We start from the raw sequence: 23,159 nt of genomic DNA, 5'->3' as shown, positions 1-23,159 counted from the left end.
ACCTCGTCCCCGGACGGCACAAAGTTTGAGACGCCCGGCGTTTCAAACGCCAAATGCTCTACAAGGAGAGTCTATCATGGCACAGAAAATCCTGGTTATCGGCGGCGTTGCCCTGGGTCCCAAGGCTGCCTGCCGCTGCAAGCGCCTGATGCCCGACGCCGAGATCACCCTGGTGGATGAAAACCTCTTCATCTCCTACGGCGGCTGCGGCATCCCCTATTATGTGTCCGGCGAGGTCAACAACCTCGACGACCTGCGCGCCACGCCCTACCACACCGTGCGTGACCCCGAATTCTTCCGTACCATGAAAGGCATCACCGTGCGCAACCAGACCCGCGCCATGGCCATCGACCGCGCCGCCAAGACCCTGCTGGTGCGCAACGTGGTCACCGGCGAGGAAGAAAAGCTGCCCTACGACAAGCTGGTGCTGGCCACCGGTGCTACCCCGCGCATGCCTCCGGTGGAAGGTCACGACCTGAAGAACGTCCTGACCCTCACCCGTCTGGAAGCCGCCGACGTCATCCGCAAAGCCTGCGAACACGGCCAGGTCAACGAGGCCGTCATCGTGGGCGGCGGTTTCATCGGTCTGGAAGCTGCCGTGGCCCTGTCCGACATGTGGGGCGTCAAGGTCAGCGTGGTGGAAATGATGGACCAGATGCTGCCCGGCGTGCTCTCCCACAACATGGGCAAGATGGCCGCCCACGACTGCGAGGCCCACGGCCTGTCCGTCTACACCTCTGAAAAGGTCGTCAAGCTGGAAGGCAAGGACGGCGCCGTGTGCAAGGTCATCACCGACAAGCGCGAACTGCCCGCCCAGCTGGTGATCTTTGCCGCCGGTTTCCTGCCCAACGGCCAGCTGGCCAAGGACGCCGGTCTGGAAGTGGCCCCCTTCGGCGCCATCGTGGTCAATGAAAAGATGCAGACCAGCGACCCCGACATCTATGCCGGCGGCGACTGCGTGGCCATCAAGAACCTCATCACCGGCAAGCTGGGCTACCTGCCCCTGGGCAGCATGGCCAACCGCCAGGGCCGCGTCATCGGCACCAACCTGGCCGGTGGCGATGCCAGCTTCCCCGGCTTCGTGGGCACCTGGGCCGTGAAACTGTTCGACATGTCCTTCTGCGGCGCCGGCCTCACTGTGGAACGCGCCCGCAAGGAAGGCTATGACGCCATCTCCGTGGCCGTGGAACAGCTGGACCGCGCCCACTTCTATCCCGAAAAGAACATGATGAGCCTGGAACTGGTGGTGGACAAGAGCGACCGCCGCGTGCTGGGCATCCAGGGCGCCTGCACCGCCGGTGACGCCCTCAAGGCCCGCATCGACGCCGTGGCCGCCGTGCTGCAGTACGGCAAGCCCACCGTGGAAGACATCTCCAACCTGGAGATCTCCTACGCGCCGCCTTTCGCCTCTGCCATGGACGTGGTCAACGTGGTGGCCAACGTGGCCGACAACGTGCTGGCCGGCCGTGTGAAGCCCATCACCTCCGAAGAGTTCATGGCGCTGTGGGAAAAGCGCGCCGAGAACAACATCTTCTTCATCGACGCCCGTCCCGCCAAGGCCGGTCAGGCCGTGCAGGCCGTCCATCCCGAATGGCACTCCATCTCTCTGGAAGAGATGCCCAGCCGGGTCAACGAAGTGCCCAAGGACCGTCCTGTGGCCATCATCTGCAACACCGGTCTGCGCGCCTATGACAGCGTGCTGATCCTGGCCCGCAACGGCATCACCGACGTGGTCAACGCCGCCGGCGGCATGCAGGCCGTGCTCAAGACCGGCGGCAAGATCTAGCTGTTTGTCCTTGTGACCTGTTCAAGGGGCTCCCGTCAGGGGGCCCCTTTTTTCATGGCCTGCCGGCGGGCCCCTGTCCGGCACGGCGGCAGTCGCCCCGGGTACCCGGCCACCCCTAAAGGCCGGGGAACGGCCTCTTCGCCCGCCTCCCTTCCCTGCGCTTTCCCGGTCAGCAGCCTGCCGCAGCAAGGTGCCATGACCGGCAGGGCACCGCCCCTTCCCAAGCCCTGCCGGGAGGACCTTCAAAGCCTTGCGCAGCGCCGTTTTGCGGGCTATAATCACATGACATATTTCATGGTATTTTCCGTTATTGCCTTTTGTCGCCCTTTTTAGTAGGCAGCCTGAAGAGAGACAAAGGCGCCGGTCACGCGTCCTGCGGGGCCGCAGCGGCTCAATATCTTTCTAACTCCTTTGTTTCTCTTGCAAAAATGCTTGCGCATTTTTTTTCACAGCCTGCCCACATTAGACTGTTCAAACAAACAATTTTGTGGTAGGGCTCATCCATTGCGAACAGGCACGGTCCCGGCCGTTTTTTCGGGCTTCTTCCGCCCGGGCCGCTCCGGCCTCATGCCACGGCATGATGCGATGGATCCTCTCTGTTTGCACAAGACCACCGCTTGCCGGTGTGTCCATTCCGGAAAAACATGCGCGCCAAGATAGGCGCGCAAGGAGGAACAGATGGCGAAAATGAAAACCATGGACGGCAATAACGCCACCGCGTATATTGCCTACGCTCTGTCGGACACGGCTGCCATTTACCCCATTACCCCTTCGTCCGTCATGGGCGAAGTCATGGACGAAATGGCTGCCAAGGGTTGCAAGAACCTGATGGGCCAGACCGTGACCGTGCGTGAAATGCAGTCCGAAGCCGGTGCCGCCGGTGCCGTGCACGGTATGCTGGCTGCCGGTTCTCTGACCAGCACCTACACCGCTTCCCAGGGCCTGCTGCTCATGATCCCCAACATGTACAAGATCGCCGGCGAACTGCTGCCCGGCGTCTTCCATGTTTCGGCCCGTGCCCTGGCTTCCCACGCCCTGTCCATCTTCGGTGACCATCAGGACGTCATGGCCTGCCGCCAGACCGGTTTTGCCTTCCTCTGCTCCTCTTCGGTGCAGGAATGCATGGACATGGCCCTGGTCGCCCACCTGTCCGCCCTTGACGCCAGCGTGCCCTTCTGCCACTTCTTCGACGGTTTCCGTACCTCTCACGAAGTGCAGAAGATCGAGACCATCGATTACGAAGACATCCGCAAGCTGGTTCCCTGGGACAAGGTCGAAGAGTTCCGCGCCAATGCCATGAACCCGGAACATCCCCATATCCGCGGCACCGCCCAGAACCCCGACATCTTCTTCCAGAACCGCGAAGCCAGCAACCTGTACTATGACGCCGTGCCCGGCATCGTGCTGGAAAACATGAAGAAAGTGGCCGCCATCACCGGCCGCAAGCATCGCCTGTTCGACTACGTGGGCCATCCCGAAGCCGACCGCGTGATCATCAGCATGGGTTCCTCCTGTGAAGTCATCCAGGAAACCGTCAACTACCTGAACGAACGCGGCCAGCGCGTGGGTCTGGTGAAAGTGCATCTGTTCCGTCCCTTCTCGGCCGAACACCTGCTGCAGGCCATCCCCGCCACCGCCACCACCATCACCGTCCTCGACCGCACCAAGGAACCCGGTTCCCTGGGCGAGCCCCTGTACCAGGACGTGTGCACTGCCTTCATGGAAAAGGGCGAAGCTCCCACCATCGTGGGCGGCCGTTACGGTCTGGGCTCCAAGGACTTCACCCCCGGCATGGCCAAGGCCGTGTTCGACAACATGCTGGGCCTGGCTCCCAAGAACCACTTCACCGTGGGCATCCACGACGACGTGACCAACCTGAGCCTCGACGTTGAAGAAGAGATCGACACCGTGCCCGCCGGCACCGTGCAGTGCAAGTTCTTCGGTCTGGGCGCCGACGGTACCGTGGGTGCCAACAAGCAGGCCGTCAAGATCATCGGTGACAACACCGATATGTACGCTCAGGCCTACTTCGCTTACGACTCCAAGAAGTCCGGTGGCTTCACCGTGTCCCACCTGCGCTTCGGTAAGAGCCCCATCCAGTCTTCCTACCTCATCACCCAGGCCGACTACATCGCCTGCCACAAGGCCGCCTATGTCACCCAGTACGACATCCTGGACGGCATCAAGGACGGCGGTACCTTCGTGCTGAACTCCAACTGGTCGCTGGAAGACATGGAAAAGCACCTGCCTGCTTCCATGAAGCGCACCATCGCCCGCAAGCACCTGAAGTTCTTCAACGTTGACGCCGTTGCCGTGGCCCAGGAAGTGGGTCTGGGCGGCCGCATCAACATGATCATGCAGACCGCTTTCTTCAAGCTGGCCAACGTGATCGACTTCGACAAGGCCGTGGCCCTGCTGAAGGAATCCATCAAGAAGACCTACGGCATGAAGGGCGACAAGATCGTCAACATGAACATCGCCGCCGTGGACAAGGGCATGGACGCCCTGGTCGAGATCAAGTACCCCGAATCCTGGGCTGACGCCACCGAAGGTGCCGAAGTCTGCCATTGCGGCGACGACGACTACATCGCCGGTGTGGTGCGTCCCATCCTGGCCCAGCGCGGCGACAAGCTGCCCGTGTCCGCCATGGAACCCGCCGGCATCATGCCCCTGGGCACCGCTGCCTGTGAAAAGCGCGGTGTGGCCATCAACGTGCCCGAATGGGTGGCCGACAACTGCATCCAGTGCTGCCAGTGCTCCTTCGTGTGCCCCCACGCCGCCATCCGCCCCGTGGTCGCCAATGACGAAGAACTGGCCGGCGCTCCCGAAAGCTTCGTGACCGTACCTGCCAAGGGCAAGGAACTGACCGGCATGAAGTTCCGCATGCAGGTGTACGCCGAAGACTGCCTGGGCTGCGGCTCCTGCGTGGAAGTCTGCCCCACCAAGCCTGAAAAGCGCGCCCTGACCATGAAGCCCCTGGATACCCAGATCGACGCCCAGGTGGCCAACCTGGCCTTCGCCGAAGCCAACGTCTCCATCAAGGACGACCTGATGGCTCGCGACACCGTCAAGGGTTCCCAGCTGCAGCAGCCCCTGCATGAGTTCTCCGGCGCCTGCGCCGGCTGCGGTGAAACCCCCTACGTCAAGGTGCTCACCCAGCTGTTCGGCGAACGCATGCTGATCGCCAACGCCACCGGTTGCTCCTCCATCTGGGGTGCTTCTTCTCCCACCACGCCCTACACCACCAACAAGGACGGCTTCGGTCCCGCCTGGGGCAACAGCCTCTTTGAAGACGCCGCCGAATTCGGCTGCGGTATCGGTCTGGGCTACAAGCAGCGCCGCGGCGCCCTGGCCCTGGCTGTCAAGGAAGCCCTGGCCACCGAAGGCATCGACGACGAACTGAAGGCCTCCCTGCAGGGCTGGCTGGACAACATGGAAGACGCCGAAGGCTCCCGCAAGTTCGGCGAAGAGATCCTGGACAACCTGGACAGCCTGTCCGAAGCCAACCACGCTCTGGCCCACAAGCTGTGGGATATGGGCGACCTCTTCACCAAGAAGAGCGTGTGGATCTTCGGTGGTGACGGCTGGGCCTACGACATCGGTTACGGCGGTCTGGACCACGTTCTGGCTTCCGGCGACGACATCAACGTCCTGGTGATGGATACCGAAGTGTACTCCAACACCGGCGGTCAGGCCTCCAAGTCCACTCCTCTGGGCGCCATCGCCCAGTTCGCCGCTGCCGGCAAGCGCATCGGCAAGAAGGACCTGGGCCGCATGGCCATGAGCTACGGCTATGTGTACGTGGCCTCCATCGCCATGGGCGCCGACAAGCAGCAGGTGCTCAAGGCCTTCCGCGAAGCCGAAGCCTACAAGGGCCCCTCGCTGATCATCGCCTACGCTCCCTGCATCAACCAGGGTATCCGCAAGGGCATGGGCAAGAGCCAGGAAGAAGAAAAGCTGGCCGTGCAGACCGGCTACTGGCCCCTGTACCGCTTCAACCCCGAACTGGCCAAGGAAGGCAAGAATCCCTTCCAGCTGGACTACACCAAGGATCCCAACGGCGAACTGCAGGCCTTCCTGGCCGGCGAAACCCGTTTCGCCGCTCTGGACAAAAAGGATCCCGAAGTGTCCAAGCAGCTCAAGGCTGAACTGGACAAGGCCTACAACGAGCGTCACGCTCTGTACAAGCAGCTGGCCAGCCTGCCTCATCCCGGCAGCGAAAACTAAGCCGGCATACGCTGAATAAATGAAGGGGCGCGGCCGCAACGGCCGCGCCCCCATTATCTGGAGCGTGGGGCGAGCCCCGGCGTCCTCCGGCCCGCCGGCAAGGACGCGCCCATGCCGGGACGGCAGACCCGCATGGCGCAACACCATATTTCCGCCCGAAAGGGCAGCGGCCCTCGGGCCGCGGCGCGCAGCGCGCCACCAGCCAACCCGCGCTTGGGAAGTTTCCGGCTCGCGAAACTTCAAACATAACGGCATCGATTCACCGGGGCCAGCGCCCCGTCCTGGAGGAAACCATGCATCGCGCCCTATACCTTACCGCCACGGGCCCGCGCACCGGCAAGCGCGCCATCGCCCTGGGCACCATGTCCATCCTGAGCCGCAACATGCAGGATGTGGCCATTTTCCGCCCCATCATCAATGAACCCCAGCTGGATGACCGCGCCCCGGACATCAACCTGCTGCTGGAACACTTCAAGCTCAAGCAGGACTACTGCGACACCTTCGCCTACACCTACCAGGAAGTGCGCACCATCATCAATCAGGGCGACCGCAACCTGGTCATCGAGAACATCATCCAGAAGTTCAAGGAACTGCAGAGCCGCCACGACTTCGTGCTCTGCGTGGGCACCGACTTCCTGGGCAAGGACCCGGTCTTCGAATTCGAACTGAACGCCGAGATCGCCTCCAACCTGGGCTGCCCCGTGATGCTCATCACCAGCGGTGAAGGCAAGAACGCCGAAGAAGTGCGCGACTCCCTGCTGGTGACCCGCGACTCCATGGCCCCCTACTCCCTGGACGTCATCGCCACCATCGTCAACCGCTCCAGCCTGACCCGCGCCGAAGCCGACGACCTGAGCGACATCTTTGCCGCTGACGACAAGCCCGGCCTGGTCTACGCCATCCCGGACGAGCCCGCCCTGGGCCGCGCCACCATGCGCGACCTGCAGAAGGGCCTGAACGCCGAAGTGCTCTCCGGCGAAGCCCATCTCGACGCCCTGGTGGGCGACTACCTCATCGCCGCCATGCACGTGGACAACTTCCTGGGCTACCTGGCCAAGGACCAGCTCATCGTGACCCCCGGCGACCGCACCGACATCCTGCTGGCCTCCATCGCCTCCCGCCTGTCCTCCAGCAAGCCCGACATCGCCGGCGTGCTGCTGACCGGCGGCATCCGTCCCAGCGCCGAAGTGAGCAGCCTCATCGAAGGCTGGACCGGTGCCCCCCTGCCCGTGCTGCTGACCGAACAGCACACCTCCAAGGCCTTCATGTCCCTGCAGGAGATCTACGGCCTCATCGAGCCCACCGATACCCGCAAGATCAACACCGTGCTGGGCCTGTATGACCACTACGTCAACGGCAAGGAGATCAGCGCCCGCCTGAACATGACCAAACCCGGCCGCATGACGCCCATGATGTTCGAACTGAACCTCATCGAGCGCGCCAAGGCCAACAAGATGCGCATCGTCCTGGCCGAAGGCGAGGAACCCCGCATCCTGCAGGCCACCGACATCCTGCTGCGCCGCGAAGTGGCCGACATCATCCTGCTGGGCAATGAAGACAAGATCAACAAGCTGGCCCGCGAACTGCACCTCGACATCAGCAAGGCCACCATCATCGATCCCGTCACCTCGCCCAAGTTCGAAGACTACGCCGCCACCTACGCCGAACTGCGCAAGGCCAAGGGCGTGACCATCGAACGTGCCCGCGACGTCATGAGCGACGCCACCTACTACGCCACCATGATGGTCAAGAAGGACGACGCCGACGGCATGGTCTCCGGTGCCGTGAACACCACCGCCCACACCATCCGTCCCGCCTTCGAATTCATCAAGACCAAGCCCGGCTACTCCGTGGTCTCCTCGGTCTTCCTGATGTGCCTCAAGGACCGCGTGCTGGTCTTCGGTGACTGCGCCGTCAACCCCAACCCCACCTCCCAGCAGCTGGCCGAGATCGCCGTGGCCTCCGCCGATACCGCCAAGGTCTTCGGCATCGATCCCCGCGTGGCCATGCTCTCCTACTCCACCGGTACGTCCGGCAAGGGTGCCGACGTGGATGTGGTGGTGGAAGCCACGGCCCTGGCCAAGGAAAAGGCTCCCGAGCTCTCCCTGGAAGGCCCCCTGCAGTACGACGCCGCCATCGATCCCACCGTGGCCAAGACCAAGCTGCCCAACAGCAAGGTGGCCGGCAAGGCGACCGTCTTCATCTTCCCCGACCTCAACACCGGCAACAACACCTACAAGGCTGTGCAGCGTGCCGCTGAGGCCGTGGCCATCGGTCCTGTCCTGCAGGGCCTCAACAAGCCCGTCAACGACCTGTCCCGCGGCTGCACCGTGCCCGATATCGTGAATACCGTGGCCATCACCGCCATCCAGGCCGCTGCCGAAAAGCAGAAGTAGTACGGACACGCGCCGGCCTCGCCCGGCATCCTGTCCGCAACCACCATATCAGGGACGGAGCCCAGGCTCCGTCCCTCCATTCCCCCTGACGAGGATCCTCATGAAAGTACTGGTTATCAACGCTGGCTCTTCCTCCTGCAAATATCAGCTGCTGGAAATGGACACCGAGACCGTCCTGGCTTCCGGTCTGGCCGAACGCATCGGCCAGGGCATGGGCAAGCTGACCCACAAGATCGCTCCTGACAGCGACCACGAAGAAAAGATCGTGCGCGAAAGCGCCTTCCCCACCCACGTGGAAGCCATGGAACTGGTCATCTCCCTGCTGACCGACCCTGAAAAGGGCGTCATCAAGGACAAGAGCGAGATCTACGCCATCGGCCACCGCGTGCTGCACGGCGGCGAATCCATCACCGAGACCGTGAAGGTGGACGAAAACGTGAAGCAGATCATCCGTGACTGCTTCCCCCTGGGCCCCCTGCACAACCCCGCCAACCTCATGGGCATCGAAGTGGCCGAAAAGCTCTTCCCCGGCGTGCCCAACGTGGCCGTGTTCGACACCGAATTCGGCATGGCCATGCCGCAGGAAGCCTACATGTACGGCCTGCCCTACGAGATCTACGAAGAGATGCACATCCGCCGCTACGGCTTCCACGGCACCTCTCACAAGTACATCGCCAAGAAGACCGCCGAATACCTGGGCAAGCCCCAGTCCGAGCTGCGCTCCATCACCATGCACCTCGGCAACGGCTCTTCCATGAGCTGTGTGAAAGACGGCAAGTGCTTTGACACCAGCATGGGCCTCACCCCTCTGGAAGGCCTCATCATGGGCACCCGCTGCGGTTCCATCGACCCGGCCATCGTCCCCTTCATCATGGAAAAGAAGGGCCTGACCCCCGAGGAAATGGACACCCTGATGAACAAGAAGTCCGGCCTGCTGGGCCTGTGCGGCTTCACCGACATGCGTGACGTGCACAAGGAGATCGAGAACGGCAACAAGAAGGCCGAACTGGCCCTCAACATGCTGGTCCGCAGCATCAAGAAGACCCTGGGCGCCTACTTCTTCCTGCTGGGCGGCAAGGTCGATGCCCTGGTCTTCACCGCCGGTATCGGTGAAAACGACGACATCGTCCGCGCCAAGGTCTGCGAAGGTCTGGAAGAACTGGGCGTGCGCCTGAACCTGGAAGAAAACGGCACCCGCAAGCCCGGTGCCCGCACCATCTCCACCCCCGACAGCAAGATCAAGGTCCTCATCATCCCCACCAACGAGGAACTGCAGATCGCCCAGGCCACCATGGAAGTGCTGGCCTAAGGCACGAATATGTTGAGGAGGAAGGGCCCCTTTTGCCTGCGGTAATAAGCGGGCCTCTCCTCAAACTCCCCTCCCCAACGCTCTTGGAAAGGCGCACACGCACCTTCCTCCGTTCAAAGCAGAGCAGCATGGGACGGGGCGCGGCAACAAAGGCCGCATTCGGAGCTGTGCCCGCCGCACCGGTGCCTCGCTTCCCGGCGTCAACGACAGCTCCCACGATACGAAACGGGCCGTCTCTTCAGGAGACGGCCCGTTTTTGTTTCATTGATGATCTGCCGGGCTGGCTGGCTTGAGGGGGAGGGCCCCTTTTTCCTGCGGTAAAAAGCGGGCCCTCCCCCTCAAACTCCCCCTCTCCCCAAAAACCGCTCATGGGAAGGCGCGCTCCACGCGCCTTCCTTCGTTCAGGACAAAAAAACGCAAGGCGGGGAAGCGACAACAGAAATGCCGCCCGAAGGGTGTCCGCCATACCGGCCCCGCCAGCAGCCTGCCGGCGGGAACAGCGCGCCAGACCATGCTGTGCATCCCGGGAACCGCCAAGCACCAAGCCCCATCGACGGCCGCACGTCTCGCCTGATAACCGGAACAACTTTTTCTGAAGGGAAAGAGAGGAGCCTTGAAAGGCGGTGAAGACTTGGGGCGCAGGGAAAAGTCCCCGTCTCTTTCAACGCCTGTCATCTCTTCTGCCTTCTCGGCAGGAAGCATTCCCCTGATAAAGTTTTTTGGCGTGGAGGGGGAGCGCGAGGGGGAGGCCGCACCTTTTGTCCACAAAAGGGGGGCCTCCCCCTCGCACAAATCTTCTCCGCCCCTACTGCGGGCGATCCAGCACGCGCAGGGAGATGGCCTCGGCCACATGGGCGGGAGCGATGGCGTCCTTGCCCTCCAGGTCGGCGATGGTACGGGCCAGACGCAGCACCCGGGTGTAGGCGCGGGCGGAGAGGCCCAGGGCGCGCACGGCCTGCTCCATGAGCGCGTGCCCGGCGGCATCGAGGGCGCAGTAGCGTTCCAGCAGGAAACCGCCCAGATCGGCATTGCAACGGCAGGCTTTACCGGCATAGCGGTCATTTTGGCGCTCACGGGCCGCCAGGACGCGTTTTCGGATGGTGGACGAGTCTTCGGCAGGGCTGCCCCCGCGCAAGTCCTCATAGGGCACGGCAGGCACCTCCACGTGGACGTCGATACGGTCCAGCAACGGCCCGGACAGCCGGTTGCGGTAGCGGTGCAGGATGTCGGGGCGGCAGGTGCATTCGTGGTCGGGGTCCCCGTAGTAGCCGCAGGGACAGGGATTCATGGCGGCCACCAGCATGCAGGCGGCCGGATAGGTGAGGCTCTGCCCGGCACGGGCGATGGTCACGCGGCCGTCCTCCAGGGGCTGGCGCAGCACTTCCAGCGCGTTCTTGCGGAATTCGGGCAGCTCGTCGAGGAAGAGCACGCCGCGATGGGCCAGGCTCACCTCACCGGGCAGGGGATGCAGGCCGCCGCCCACCAGGGCCACCTCCGAGACCGTGTGATGCGGCGCCCGGAAGGGACGCACGCGCACCAGCCCCTGACCGGGGGCCAGCTTGCCCGCCACGCTGTAGACCTTGGTGACTTCCAGAGCTTCTTCAAAGTCCAGGGGCGGCAGGATGGTGGGCAGACGCTGGGCCAGCATGGTCTTGCCGCTGCCGGGCGGGCCGATCATGAGCAGGTTGTGCCCACCGGCGGCCGCCACTTCCAGCGCACGCCGCGCGCCCTGCTGGCCGCGGACCTCGGCAAAGTCCATGCCGGACAGGACGGCATCCTCCGGAGGCGCGGGCAGGGGCTGCCGGGCTTCGAGCTCTTCCCGCCCCAGCAGAAAGGCCACGCACTGGGAAAGATGCGCGGGCGTGTAGACCGCCACGTCCCGGACCACAGCCGCCTCGGCGCCGTTGTCCGGCGGCAGGATGACGGAAGCGAGGCCCAGTTGCCGGGCCATGATGGCCAGGGGCAGCATGCCGGGCACCGGACGGAGCGCACCGGAAAGGGAAAGCTCTCCGGCAAAGACCCGGCCCTGCAGGGCTTCCACGGGAATCTGCCCGCTGGCCGCCAGCAGGCCAAGGGCCAGGGGCAGGTCGAAGGCGGTCCCGCTCTTGCGGCGTCCGGCCGGGGCCAGATTCACGGTGATGCGCGAGGGCGGCAGGCGAAAACCGCAGGCCCGCAGGGCCGAAAAGACCCGCTCCCGGGCCTCGCGCACGGCCGCCTCGGCCAGGCCCACCAGCGTGAAGCCGGGCAGGCCCTGACGCACCAGGTCCACTTCCACGTCCACCGGGAAGGCATCCACCCCTTCCAGACCGGCGCCGTACAATCGTATGACCATACTCCTCCCCCGCGCCGCCGTCGCCCCTTTGCGGAAAGGGCCATCCCCGTACGGGATGACCGTCGCTCCGGCCCGTACGGCGGCTGTAAAAAAAGCGCTGCCGCATCTGCGACAGCGCCTGTGATCATGCTTCTGTGGAAAAAGCCCGCAGGACACGAAAGGGATCGTACCCGTCATGCCCTTCCGGCAATATGCACGGGAAAGAGGCCACGGCCGGGAACGGAGCGTCCTTCCGCTGCCGGTACGATGCCTCTTCCCGCAACAGGATCTCCCCGGTCCCGCGCCCTAGCGGACGGCCTTGCCGATACGGCTCCAGCGCGGGCTGTTGTCCTTGTCGTCCCAGGACCAGTAGATGCGCCAGGCCTTGGCCTGGATGGCACCGCGATCCACAAAGCCCCAGAAACGGGAGTCCAGCGAATTGTCGCGGTTGTCGCCCATGACGAAGTACTTGTCCGGCGGCACGGTCACGGGCCCGAAGTTGTCGCGGATGGGCTCGATGATGTTGGGCTGCTCGTAGCGGATGTACTTTTCTTCCACGGGCATGCCGTTGCGGTAAAGACGCTTGTCACGCACGGTGATGACGTCGCCGGGCAGGCCGATGACGCGCTTGATGTAGTCCACCGAGGGATCGTTGGGGTATTCGAAGATGATGATGTCACCGTAGGCGGGATCATCGCCACGGTAGATGTAGCTGTGGGTGAAGGGGATCTTGATGCCGTAGGCAAACTTGCTGGCCAGCAGGTGGTCGCCCACCAGCAGGGTCTCGACCATGGATTCCGAGGGGATCTTGTAGGCCTGGACCACGAAGGTCCTGATGACGAACGCCAGGACCAGCGCCACCAGCAGGGCTTCGCCGTATTCACGGATCAGCGATTTCTTGGAGGATTTCTGCAGCAGAGTACTCATGGATCTTCCTTTTTCGGGATTGCCGCCCAAGCGTGCGGCCCTTGCACTATGCCCCGGCACGGCGCCGAGGGCAAGTACCCGGAGATTATTTGCCGAACTTGTCCACGTAGCCCATGACGAAGACCAGCAGGATGATGCAGGGCAGGCCGTAACGCAGATAATACTTCATGAAGCGCGGGAAGCGCACCCCCTGGCCCTGGTTGACCTCGGCCACGAAGTTGTCCCAGCCCCAGCCGCGCCGCCAGCTGCAGAAAAGCAGGAAGAGCAGGCAGCCGAAGGGCAACAGGTTGTTGCTGAGCAGGAAGTCTTCCAGATCCAGCACGCAGGTGCCGGGGCCCAGGGGCTGGAAGTCGGCCAGCAGGTTGAAGCCCAGCGCACAGGGCAGCGAGGCCAGCCACAGACAGACGAAATGCACGGCGCAGGCCCGGCGGCGCGGCATGCCGCTGACGTCCACGCTGTAGGAGATGATGTTCTCGAACACGCCGATGACCGTGGAGAGCGCCGCGCAGCTCATGAACACGAAGAAGAGCGTGCCCCAGAGGATGCCGCCGTCCATGGCGTTGAAGATGTTGGGCAGGGTGATGAAGATCAGGCCCGGGCCGCTGTTGGGCGCCACGCTGAAGGCGAAACAGGCCGGGAAGATGATCAGGCCCGCCATGATGGCCACGAAGGTGTCCAGGCTCATGATCCACAGGGCCTCACCGGTCAGGGAGCGGTCCTTGCTCTGGTAGCTGCCGAAAATGGTCATGTTGCCGATGCCCACCGACAGGGTGAAGAAGGCCTGGGTCATGGCCGCATTGAGCACGGCGTACCAGCCCACGCTCTGCATCTTCTCCACGTCCGGGGCCAGATAGAAGCTCACGCCCGCGCCCGCACCGGGCAGGGTCAGGCTGCGGACCACCAGCAGCACCAGGATGGCCAGCAGGCCCACCATGATGACCTTGACCACGCGCTCTACGCCCTTCTGCACGCCCATGGCGCAGACCAGGCAGCCCACGCCCACCACGATGGTCATGCCCAGCACCTGTTCGAAGGGGCTGGCCAGGGTGCTGCCGAAAAAGGACGCCACGCCCGCGGTGTCCAGACCGGAAAGGTTGCCGGAAAAGCTGTGCCAGCAATAGGCCAGCATCCAGCCCGTGACCGTGGTGTAGAACATGGAGAGCAGGTAGCTGCCCCACAGGGGGATCTTGCTGAAGATGTGCCAGCGCGTGCCCTCGGGTGGCAGGACCTTCAGGGCCCGCCCCATGTTGCTGCGGGACGCACGGCCCACGGCGAATTCCATGATCATCACCGGCAGGACGGCCAGCAGGCAGAGCAGGTAGACGCCCACGAAGACCGCGCCGCCGTAAGCACCGGTGATATAGGGGAAGCGCCAGACGTTCCCCAGCCCGATGGCGCAGCCCGCCGAAAGCAGCAGAAAGCCCAGACGGCTGCCCAGCATCTCTCTGGACTGAGACATGAAACCTCCCTGCCGGCCGCTGGGTCGGCATGTGTCGTTGTGCACGGGAAGAGAGCCGGAGGCCTCTGCCCGGCGCCCTGCCCTTTGCGGTCCGCGCCGCCCCCGGCCGGAGGCGTGCAGCCGTCAGGCTGCTGCGGGGACGCTGCCCGGGTCATCTTCCGGGAGCAGGACATGATGATGCCGTCCCGCGGACGGCCTAAGATCCGTGGATGCGGCCCGGGCTTTCCTGCTCCGGGCCGTGCATGACAGGACCGCCCCCCGGAGGCCGCCATGCGGCGCGGGGAACGGTCCCGACAGCGGGAGCGGCCCTTGCGGACCGCCGGGCCCGCCTACTTCCAGAACTTGTCCACGTAGCCCATGACGAACACGAAGATGATCAGACAGGGCAGGACGTAGGTCACATAGCCGCGCAGCCAGCGGGGGAACTTCATGCCCACGCCCTGGTCCACTTCGGCGATGAAGTTGTCCCAGCCCCAGCCGCGGCGCAGGCAGCAGAAGAGCAGGAAGAACAGGCCGCCCAGGGGCAGGATGTTGTTGCTGATGAGGAAGTCTTCCAGATCCAGCACGCAGGTGCCGGCGCCCAGGGGCTGGAAGTCGGCCAGCAGGTTGAAGCCCAGGGCACAGGGCAGCGAGCAGACCCAGATGCCCACGGCATGCAGCCAGGTGGCGCGGCGGCGTTCCATACCCCACACGTCGGCGCTGTAGGAGATGATGTTCTCGAACACGGCGATGACCGTGGAGAGGGCCGCGAAGCTCATGAAGATGAAGAACAGCGTGCCCCACAGCTGGCCGCCGGCCATGACGTTGAAGATGTTGGGCAGGGTCACGAAGACCAGGCCGGGACCGGAGCCGGGCTCCACGCCAAAGGCGAAACAGGCCGGGAAGATGATCAGGCCGGCCATCAGGGCGACGAAGGTATCCAGGCCCATGATCCACATGGCCTCACCGGTCAGGGAGCGGTCCTTGCCCTGGTAGCTGCCGAAGATGCACATGGCGCCGATGCCCACGGACAGGGTGAAGAAAGCCTGGTTCATGGCCGCGTTGATGACCGGGAACAGGCCGGTCTTCTCCAGCTTGGAGGGATCGGGCGACAGGTAGAAGGAAACGCCCGCCTCGGCGCCGGGCAGGGTCAGGGAGCGGATGACCAGGGCCATGAGGATGAAGAGCAGGCCCAGCATCATCAGCTTGACCACGCGCTCCACGCCCTTCTGCACGCCCATGGCGCACACGCCGCAGCCCATGAGCACCACCAGGGTCATGCCCACCACCTGGGCCACGGGGTCGCCCAGGGTGGCACCGAAGAACTTGCCCACACCGGCGGCATCCAGGCCGCTCAGGGCGCCGCTGGCCATGTACCAGCAGTAATAGAGCATCCAGCCCGTGACCGTGGTGTAGAACATCATCAGCAGGTAGCTGCCGATAAGGGCCACCTTGCCGCCCCAGTGCCACTTGCTGCCCTTGGGCTCAAGGATGTGGAAGGCCAGGCCCATATTGCGGCGGGCGGCACGGCCCACGGCGAATTCCATGATCATGGTAGGCACCACAGCGAACAGGCAGAGCAGATAGATACCCACGAAGATGGCGCCACCATACGCGCCGGTGATGTAGGGGAAACGCCAGACGTTCCCGAGGCCGATGGCGCAGCCCGCCGAAAGCAGCAAGAAGCCCAGACGGCTTCCCAGCATCTCACGCTGTGTGTTACCAGACATAATTCCGCCTTGATCCTTTGAGAGTTGATATGGTCCAGCCCTGCTAGCCGCGCAACGCAAAGTTGGCGGCAAAGCAGATGGCAACAATGTACATGATGGGGCTCACCTCGCGCCAGCGCCCGGTCAGGACGCGCAGCACCACGAAGCTGATGAAGCCGAAGCCGAAGCCCGTAGCAATATTGAAGGTCAGGGGCATGGCGATGATGGTCAGGAAGGCCGGGATGGCCACGCTCAGATCGCGGAACTTGATCTGCACCACTTCCTGCATCATCAGGGCGCCCACCAGCACCAGCACGGGGGCCGTGGCATAGGCGGGCACCATGGCCACCAGCGGCGTGAAGAACAGGGCCAGCAGGAACAGGCCCGCGATGGTCACGGCCGTCAGGCCGGTACGGCCGCCTTCGGCCACACCGGCGGCGCATTCCAGATAGGACGTGGCCGTGGTGGCGCCCAGCACGGCGCTGCACATGGTACCGATGGAGTCGGTCACCAGGGCCCTGTCCAGATGGCGGATGTGGCCATCCTCATCCATGAAGCCGGCCTTGCGCGCCAGGCCGATGAGCACGCCCATATTGTCGAACAGGTCCACCATGGTCAGGGTGAAGATGATGGAGATCAGGCCGTGATGCAGAGCGCCCTTGAGGTCCATCTGCATGAAGGTCTCGGTGGGCAGGGGCAGGCTGAAGCCGGAAAAGGCCTGCTCCGGCATGGCGGTCACGCCGCAGAGCACACCGGCCACGGTGACGGTCAGGATGCCGATGATCATGGAGCCGGGCACCCGCAGGCACATGAGCATGGCCATCAGGGCCAGGCCGCCCAGGGCCAGCAGGGCTTCGGGCTTGGTCAGGGGCCCCAGGGTGACGAAGGTGGAGGGGTCCGCCACCACGATGCCGCAGTTCTTGAGGCCGATGAAGGCGATGAAGGCCCCGATGCCGACCACGATGGCGTATTTCAGGTCCATGGGCACGGCGTCGATGATCATTTGCCGCACGCGGGTCACGGTCAGCAGCATGAAGAACACGCCGGAGATGAAGACGGCGCCCAGGCCCGTCTGCCAGCTGTAGCCGGCCGGGCCACAGACGTAATAGGCAAAAAAGGCCGTGATCCCCAGACCGGGCGCCACGCCCACGGGGAAGCGCGCCCACAGGCCCATGAGCAGGGTGATGGCGATGGTCACCCAGATGACGGCGGCCACGGCGCTCTCGCGCGGCATGCCCGCATCGGCCAGCATGGAAGGCACCACGAAGATCAGGTAGCACATGGCCATGAAGCTTGTCAGACCGGCACGCAATTCCTGCCGGACCGATGTCCCGTTGGCCTTGAGGTCAAAAATCTTTTCCAGCATACATCCTCCTTTCGAGCCGGAGCGGCGCCGCCGTGGGAGTGCGGGCCCCGGCGCACCGGCAAAAAAGACAGGCCCCCAGGGGCCGGTCCCCGGGCGTGCGCCCGACCGGCCGGGGCCATCTTCCCTGGCCTGCGGCAGCGCGGCATCCGGCTGCGCTCCGCAACAGTGGTGCGAAGCGTTCTTATACCCGGCAAGGCCCGCTCTGCCAAGTGCGCCGCCAAAGCAAAAAAGGCGCGGCACCCCCTCAGGGATGCCGCGCCGGCAAAAACGTTCCTCAGGCGGCCGGGCCGGTGCTGCCCTGCTCCGGGCCGCTCCAGACACCTTCGGTGACCACATGGCGGCCCCGCGCCCAGACATGGCGCGGCCAGCCCTGCACCTCAAGGCCTTCATAGGGCGTATAGTCGCCCTGATGCAGGCCGCGGACGCTCAGCTCCCGGCAGCAGACAGGATCCAGCACCACCACGTCGGCGTCGAAACCGGCTTCCAGACGGCCCTTGCGTTCGCCCAGGCCCAGCAGGGCGGCAGGCGTGGTGCAGGCCACATCCACGAAGCGCGGCAGGGTCAGGCGGCTTTTGCGCACGCCTTCCGAGAACAGCAGGGGCAGGCGCGTCTCCACGCCGGGCATGCCCTGCGGGCAGGCAAAGACCGATTCCCGGCCGGTGGCCCACTTGCGGGCATAGCTGACCTCGTCATGGGCGGAGACCACATGATCCAGCAGGCCGCGGGCAAGGGCTTCCCACAGCAGGCGCCCGTCACGCGGGGCCCGCAGGGGCGGCATGCAGACATACTTCAGGCCCTCGGCCGCCCCCTCGCCATAGCTGGCGGCATCCAGCAGCAGATAGCGCGGCGCCGTGCAGGCATGGATACGGCCGCAGTCATGCCCGCCGGAAAGCGCCGTCAGGGCGCGTGCCGACGAGACCGGGCCCAGACACAGCGGGCTTTCCGCCGCATGGGCCAGGGTCAGCGCCAGACGCACGGCCGTTTCTTCGGCATAGGCCGGGAAGACCTGCGGCCAGATCTGCACGTCCCGCTGCCCTTCGGCTTCCAGACGGGCACGCATGCCCCTGACCACGGGCTCCAGACCGCAGGCCGCCAGCGGCAGCATGCCCTGGCTCTTGAGACCGCGCAGGCGCGTGCAGGCGTCGGCAGCCGTCAGCAGCGACGCGGGAAAGGCCGCGCAGGCCGCCGCATCCGGCAGTTCTCCGGCGGCATCAGCGTGCACGACCACATCCAGGGGCAGGCCGTCCGTGACCGGCGTGGAGCCGTCGCACGGCGGCAGCACGCCCAGGCTGGTGGTACCGCCCAGGAGCGCGGCCCGGGCCAGGCCGCCCAGCCCCGCACCGGCGGGACGCACCTGGGCGTCCACCCCACCGGGCAGCACATAGCAGTCCGTGGCGTCCACCACGCAGGCGCCGGAAGCGGAAAGGCCTTCGCCCACTTCCACGATACGCTCGTCCTCCAACAAGACATCGGCCCTGCGCACGCCGTCATGGCGCACCACAAGACCACCCTGTACCAGAGTACGCATGATCCCGACCTCGCTGTTACAGGCCGCGTCCCATGGAGACGCCGCCGATCATCTGTCCCTTGGCCTTGACCTCCGTGCCGCAGCCGCTCAGGCAGGCCGCCAGCATCACCGCCGCCAGCAGGAGCAGCGGCAGGAAAAGGCGCCCCTTGCGCACGGGCCTCATGACGGACGCTCCTGCGTGACCTTGGCCCCGGCGGGCACGTCGTCGGTGATCCAGACGTTACCGCCGATGACCGCGCCCCGGCCCACGGTGACGCGGCCCAGGATGGTGGCGCCCGCGTAGACCGTCACCTTGTCTTCCAGGATGGGATGGCGCGGGATGCCCTTGGTCAGGGTCCCGTCGGCATTCTTGGGGAAGGAGAGCGCCCCCAGGGTCACGCCCTGGTAAAGACGGCAGCTGTTGCCGATGATGCAGGTCTCGCCGATGACCACGCCCGTGCCGTGGTCGATGAAAAAGTCGTTGCCGATGGTGGCCCCGGGATGGATGTCGATGCCCGTACGGGAGTGGGCCATCTCGGAGATGATGCGCGGGATCAGCGGCACCTTGAGGCTGTACAGCTCATGGGCGATGCGGTGATGCACCATGGTGTACATGGAGGGATAGCAGAAGATGGTCTCGCCGGGGCTGGTGGCCGCGGGGTCGCCCTCGTAGCCCGCCTGGGCATCCCCGGCCAGCTTGTGGCGGATGTCCGGCAGCTTGTCCATGAAGGCCAGCGCCAGCTCGCGGCTGTTGCGCTCACAGTTCTGGCAGCCTTCGCCCTCGCCCTTGCAGGAGAAGGAGATGCCGCGCTGGATCTGCTCGGCTAGCAGACGGTAGACGCTGTCCAGATTGGCGGCCAGATGATGGCGCATGGATTCCCGCCAGACGCGCGCGGCCCCGAAATAGCCGGGGAACAGGGCGGCCCGCAGGCGATCCATGATCTCGTTCAGCCTGTCCAGGGAAGGCATGGCCATGCCGCGGGCCGAACAATGCCAGACCTTGTCCAGGGATTCGGGATGGCAAAGACGGTCGACCACGGAATCCAGCCGCTCCATGGCGGCGGAAGAAGTATTGTCCTGAAGAATGCTCATAGTCACCTGCGTTGCATTTTTTCGCGCATTGTACACGGCAGACGCCCGCAAGGCAAAGGAAAACGGGCACCTGCCCGCGACCGCGTCCGGCGTTGACAAATCCGCCTGCTGGGCTAGGTTCAGGACGCAGGCCCCTGCCGCCCGCGCAAAAACGGCCCGGCCCGCACAGCGCATCCCCAAGGGCATGAACGGCTCTTCCCCGGCCTGCCCGGTCCCTTTTCCGCCGGGCATCCTGCGGGCAAGGAACGCCTGCCCCCGCCGCACACCTTTCCCTACAAGGAGCCCCGTCATGAAAGTCCTCGCCACCCCGCGATCCTTCGGCAAGAACAATCCCGAACTCTTCGACATCCTCCGCGATGCGGGGCTGGACGTCGTGCGCAACGATACCGGCGGCATCCTCTCCGCCGACCGGATGTGCGAAAAGCTGGCCGACTGCGACGGCCTGATCGTGGGCGTGGACCCCGTCGATGCCACGGTGCTGGCCGCCGCGCCCCGTCTGCGGGCCATCGCCAAGTACGGCGTGGGCCTGGACAATATCGACCTTGCCGCCTGCGAGGCCCGCGGCATCAAGGTCTCCCGCACCGTGGGCGCCAACAGCGAGGCCGTGGCCGACTACGCCCTGGCCCTCATGCTGGGCGTGGCCCGCAAGGTGGCCCTCATCGACCGCCGCTGCCGTGAACGGGACTGGAGCAAGATCACCGGCATCGACCTGTACGGCAAGACCGTGGGCATCATCGGCCTGGGCGCCATCGGCAAGCGGGTGGCCCGCCGCTGCGGCGCGGGCTTCGGCATGAAGGTGCTGGGGCACGACATCGTCTGGGACGACGCCTGGGCCAGCGAGAACCATGTGGAGCGCGCCGATCCGGAACGCATCTTCCGCGAAGCCGACTTCATCAGCCTGCACACCAGCCTCGACGACAGCACCCGCCATCTGGTGGACGCCCCGCGCCTAGCCCTCATGAAGCCCACCGCCATCCTCATCAACACCGCCCGCGGCGAGCTGGTGGACGGCCCCGCCCTGCTGGAGGCCCTGGAGCAGAAACGCATCTACGGTGCCGGTCTGGACGTGTTCGAGCAGGAACCGCCGCAGGATGCCCGCTGGTACGCCCTGGACAATCTGGTCATGGGCTCCCACTGCTCGTCCTCCACCAGCGGCGCCGTGGCCACCATGGGCCATATGGCCGTCAGCAACCTGCTCCGCGATCTTGGCTTGAAGTAGGCGATAGCTTTTTGTGGGATGATGACGAGAGGGGGAGGGGCGTTTTTTGGTAAAAACTGCCCCTCCCCCTCTCGTGCTCTCCCCCACCCCGAAAAAACGTTGATCGGGGCGGGCCGGAAGCTACCCGACGTCGGCTAAAAAATACAAGCTACAGGACGCCTCGACCTGCCACAGGCACGGAGCCGGAGGGTATGACAAACCATTCGCCTGAGCCCTCGGCACCCTGCCATACGCTTGTCCCCCCCCCGAGAGACTCATTTTATGCCGTATTTGACCATCTTGGCACGCAGCGTCGTATAGTGGATCCCCAGGACGGCCGCCGCTCCCTGTGGCCCGGTGAGCCGGTGACCACACTTTTTGAGGACCCGTTCGATATATTCTTTCTCCAGTCCTTCCAGCGTTGGCCACGCTGTCGCCGTATCGTCCTGAAGCATCTCGGCCGCCAGATCGAATTGCAAAGGCGCCCCGGGCTGACTGCCACACCGGTCTATCAGGGCCCGCTCCACGACATTCTGCAATTCCCGAACATTGCCCGGCCAGCTGTAGGCATACAGCTTACGCATCTCATCCTGTGACGGGAACGGGACAGCTTCCTGCCGGTATTCCTCCGCCTTTTTCCTGATAAAATAGCGAACGAGCGTATCCAGATCCACAGAGTGTTCCCGCAAGGGCGGCAGGGTGAGGCGGTAGACCGACAAGCGGAAATACAGGTCCTCCCTGAAGCTCCCTTCCCGTACCATCTGGCGCAGATCACGGTTGGTGGCCGCGATCAGCCGCACGTCCACGGACATGGTCTCGGGGCTGCCGATCTTCTGGATGGTCCGGCTGTCGATGGCCCGCAGCAGGCGGGCCTGGGCAGGCAGGGATAGTTCTCCGATCTCGTCCAGAAAAAGAGTCCCCCCGGAAGCGAATTCAAAAAAGCCCATCCGGTTGCTGACAGCCCCGGTAAAGGCCCCCCTGACATGGCCGAACAGCTCGCTCTCCAGCAGGCTCTCCGTCAGTGCGCCACAATTAACGCGAATGAAGCGCTGGTCCTTACGGGCAGACAGCTCATGGACAGCTTCAGCTACGATCTCCTTGCCGGTACCGCTTTCCCCCTGGATAAGGATCGTGGCCCGTGTCGGTGCCACACGACGCAGGGCATCCAGGATATTGGATAAGCCCCGGCACTGGCTCAGGCGTTCATAGCCACTCAGGGAGCCGGAGCGTTCCGGAGCGTAAAAGGGGGCATCTGCATAACTGCGCTGCATGCAGCTCACGAGTGGTCCCAGCAGCTCCTGCAGTACGTCCTTATGTTGTGCTGTGAAGGTATCCGTCTCGGAAGACCAGAAGTTGATCAGGTAGACGAAGTCGCCCTTTTTGAACAACGGGATGCGCAGCAAGGAGCGATAGGAATAGAACGGCAGCTGGACGATGCTTTTGTCCTGCGGGTAGACCTTGCTTTTGATTTTATCCAGGTCATTGATGACAAGCGGCAGAAAAATATCCTGTTCCTGCCCGACAAGTGCATAGCGTCTAGGACTCGATGAGACGATCTTTGAAATAATGTCTTTCGACGAGTCAGCGACAGGAATGACAGAATCGATATCCAGGTTCGTACAGATGATGTTTATACGCTGGATACTTACGATCTGCTGTGAGATGTACAACAGATATCTTACGGCTTCATCTATTCCATATTTTTCATATATGGCAGACAGGTAGTCGCCGAACAATTCGGAAAAGCTGCTGTTCAATAAATCATGCATCGACAGGCCCCTTTTGCCTTTCATCCCGCCTGCCGGCGAGGATGTATGCCCAGCCTACCTGAATATGCCATTTGGCAAAAGCGGGCTGTGCCCTCCTGCCGCAGCGGCAGCAGCACCGATGATC

General features: G+C 64.1%; 14 protein-coding genes. 5 read left to right on the top strand and 9 right to left on the bottom strand.

Annotated features, from left to right (window positions below; all coding sequences use genetic code 11):
- Nucleotides 1-76: 76 nt before the first annotated feature.
- The 4 genes from ACQRAG_RS10735 (at nucleotide 77) to ACQRAG_RS10720 (ending at nucleotide 9,718) form a co-directional block, all read left to right on the top strand.
- Nucleotides 77-1,786, top strand: a complete 1,710-nt coding sequence (locus tag ACQRAG_RS10735; RefSeq protein WP_204626167.1) for an FAD-dependent oxidoreductase — start codon at nucleotides 77-79, stop codon at nucleotides 1,784-1,786.
- 678 nt (nucleotides 1,787-2,464) lie between these two features.
- Nucleotides 2,465-6,013, top strand: a complete 3,549-nt coding sequence (gene nifJ / locus ACQRAG_RS10730) for a pyruvate:ferredoxin (flavodoxin) oxidoreductase (protein ID WP_204626168.1) — start codon at nucleotides 2,465-2,467, stop codon at nucleotides 6,011-6,013.
- A gap of 293 nt (nucleotides 6,014-6,306) precedes the next feature.
- Nucleotides 6,307-8,409 carry a phosphate acetyltransferase gene (gene pta / locus ACQRAG_RS10725; protein ID WP_412389011.1) on the top strand — a complete coding sequence of 701 codons (2,103 nt, stop codon included), beginning with the start codon at nucleotides 6,307-6,309 and terminating at the stop codon, nucleotides 8,407-8,409.
- Nucleotides 8,410-8,509: 100 nt separating this feature from the next.
- The gene (locus tag ACQRAG_RS10720; RefSeq protein ID WP_168934896.1) at nucleotides 8,510-9,718 is read left to right on the top strand and encodes an acetate kinase; all 1,209 of its coding nucleotides are present in this window, start codon (nucleotides 8,510-8,512) and stop codon (nucleotides 9,716-9,718) included.
- Nucleotides 9,719-10,523: 805 nt separating this feature from the next.
- Here the strand turns inward: ACQRAG_RS10720 and ACQRAG_RS10715 are convergent.
- The 8 genes from ACQRAG_RS10715 to epsC all read right to left on the bottom strand — a co-directional run bounded on the left by ACQRAG_RS10715 (nucleotide 10,524) and on the right by epsC (nucleotide 20,068).
- Nucleotides 10,524-12,050: a YifB family Mg chelatase-like AAA ATPase gene (locus ACQRAG_RS10715; RefSeq protein ID WP_427804137.1), complete on the bottom strand. Its 1,527-nt coding sequence runs from the start codon at nucleotides 12,048-12,050 to the stop codon at nucleotides 10,524-10,526.
- Nucleotides 12,051-12,335: 285 nt separating this feature from the next.
- Complete coding sequence (gene lepB / locus ACQRAG_RS10710; RefSeq protein ID WP_168936401.1) at nucleotides 12,336-12,956, bottom strand: signal peptidase I; 621 nt, start codon at nucleotides 12,954-12,956, stop codon at nucleotides 12,336-12,338.
- Nucleotides 12,957-13,041: 85 nt separating this feature from the next.
- Nucleotides 13,042-14,415 (bottom strand): sodium-dependent transporter, encoded by a 1,374-nt coding sequence (locus ACQRAG_RS10705; RefSeq protein ID WP_168936400.1) that lies wholly within the window; start codon nucleotides 14,413-14,415, stop codon nucleotides 13,042-13,044.
- A gap of 329 nt (nucleotides 14,416-14,744) precedes the next feature.
- On the bottom strand, nucleotides 14,745-16,124 hold the full coding sequence (locus tag ACQRAG_RS10700) for a sodium-dependent transporter (RefSeq protein ID WP_239463950.1): 1,380 nt from the start codon (nucleotides 16,122-16,124) through the stop codon (nucleotides 14,745-14,747).
- A 43-nt stretch (nucleotides 16,125-16,167) separates the two neighbouring features.
- On the bottom strand, nucleotides 16,168-17,469 hold the full coding sequence (locus ACQRAG_RS10695; protein ID WP_303739750.1) for an NCS2 family permease: 1,302 nt from the start codon (nucleotides 17,467-17,469) through the stop codon (nucleotides 16,168-16,170).
- A gap of 274 nt (nucleotides 17,470-17,743) precedes the next feature.
- Nucleotides 17,744-18,997 (bottom strand): amidohydrolase family protein, encoded by a 1,254-nt coding sequence (locus ACQRAG_RS10690; protein ID WP_168936397.1) that lies wholly within the window; start codon nucleotides 18,995-18,997, stop codon nucleotides 17,744-17,746.
- Nucleotides 18,998-19,013: 16 nt separating this feature from the next.
- Nucleotides 19,014-19,160, bottom strand: a complete 147-nt coding sequence (locus ACQRAG_RS10685) for a hypothetical protein (RefSeq protein ID WP_289616828.1) — start codon at nucleotides 19,158-19,160, stop codon at nucleotides 19,014-19,016.
- Nucleotides 19,157-20,068 (bottom strand): serine O-acetyltransferase EpsC, encoded by a 912-nt coding sequence (gene epsC / locus ACQRAG_RS10680; protein WP_040369750.1) that lies wholly within the window; start codon nucleotides 20,066-20,068, stop codon nucleotides 19,157-19,159. Before epsC ends, ACQRAG_RS10685 begins: the two co-directional genes overlap by 4 nt.
- A gap of 289 nt (nucleotides 20,069-20,357) precedes the next feature.
- Between epsC and ACQRAG_RS10675 the strand changes: the two genes are divergently transcribed.
- Nucleotides 20,358-21,287 carry a phosphoglycerate dehydrogenase gene (locus ACQRAG_RS10675; RefSeq protein WP_304026362.1) on the top strand — a complete coding sequence of 310 codons (930 nt, stop codon included), beginning with the start codon at nucleotides 20,358-20,360 and terminating at the stop codon, nucleotides 21,285-21,287.
- A gap of 254 nt (nucleotides 21,288-21,541) precedes the next feature.
- On the opposite strand, the gene ACQRAG_RS10670 is transcribed toward ACQRAG_RS10675, so the two are convergent.
- Nucleotides 21,542-23,059: a sigma-54 interaction domain-containing protein gene (locus ACQRAG_RS10670; protein WP_427804136.1), complete on the bottom strand. Its 1,518-nt coding sequence runs from the start codon at nucleotides 23,057-23,059 to the stop codon at nucleotides 21,542-21,544.
- Nucleotides 23,060-23,159: the final 100 nt, after the last annotated feature.

The sequence above is a fragment of the Desulfovibrio sp. SGI.230 genome (assembly GCF_050313065.1).
In the GTDB taxonomy this organism is placed as follows: domain Bacteria; phylum Desulfobacterota; class Desulfovibrionia; order Desulfovibrionales; family Desulfovibrionaceae; genus Desulfovibrio.
Note: the sequence above shows the minus strand (reverse complement) of the source record. Positions and strands in the feature narration are given on the sequence as shown.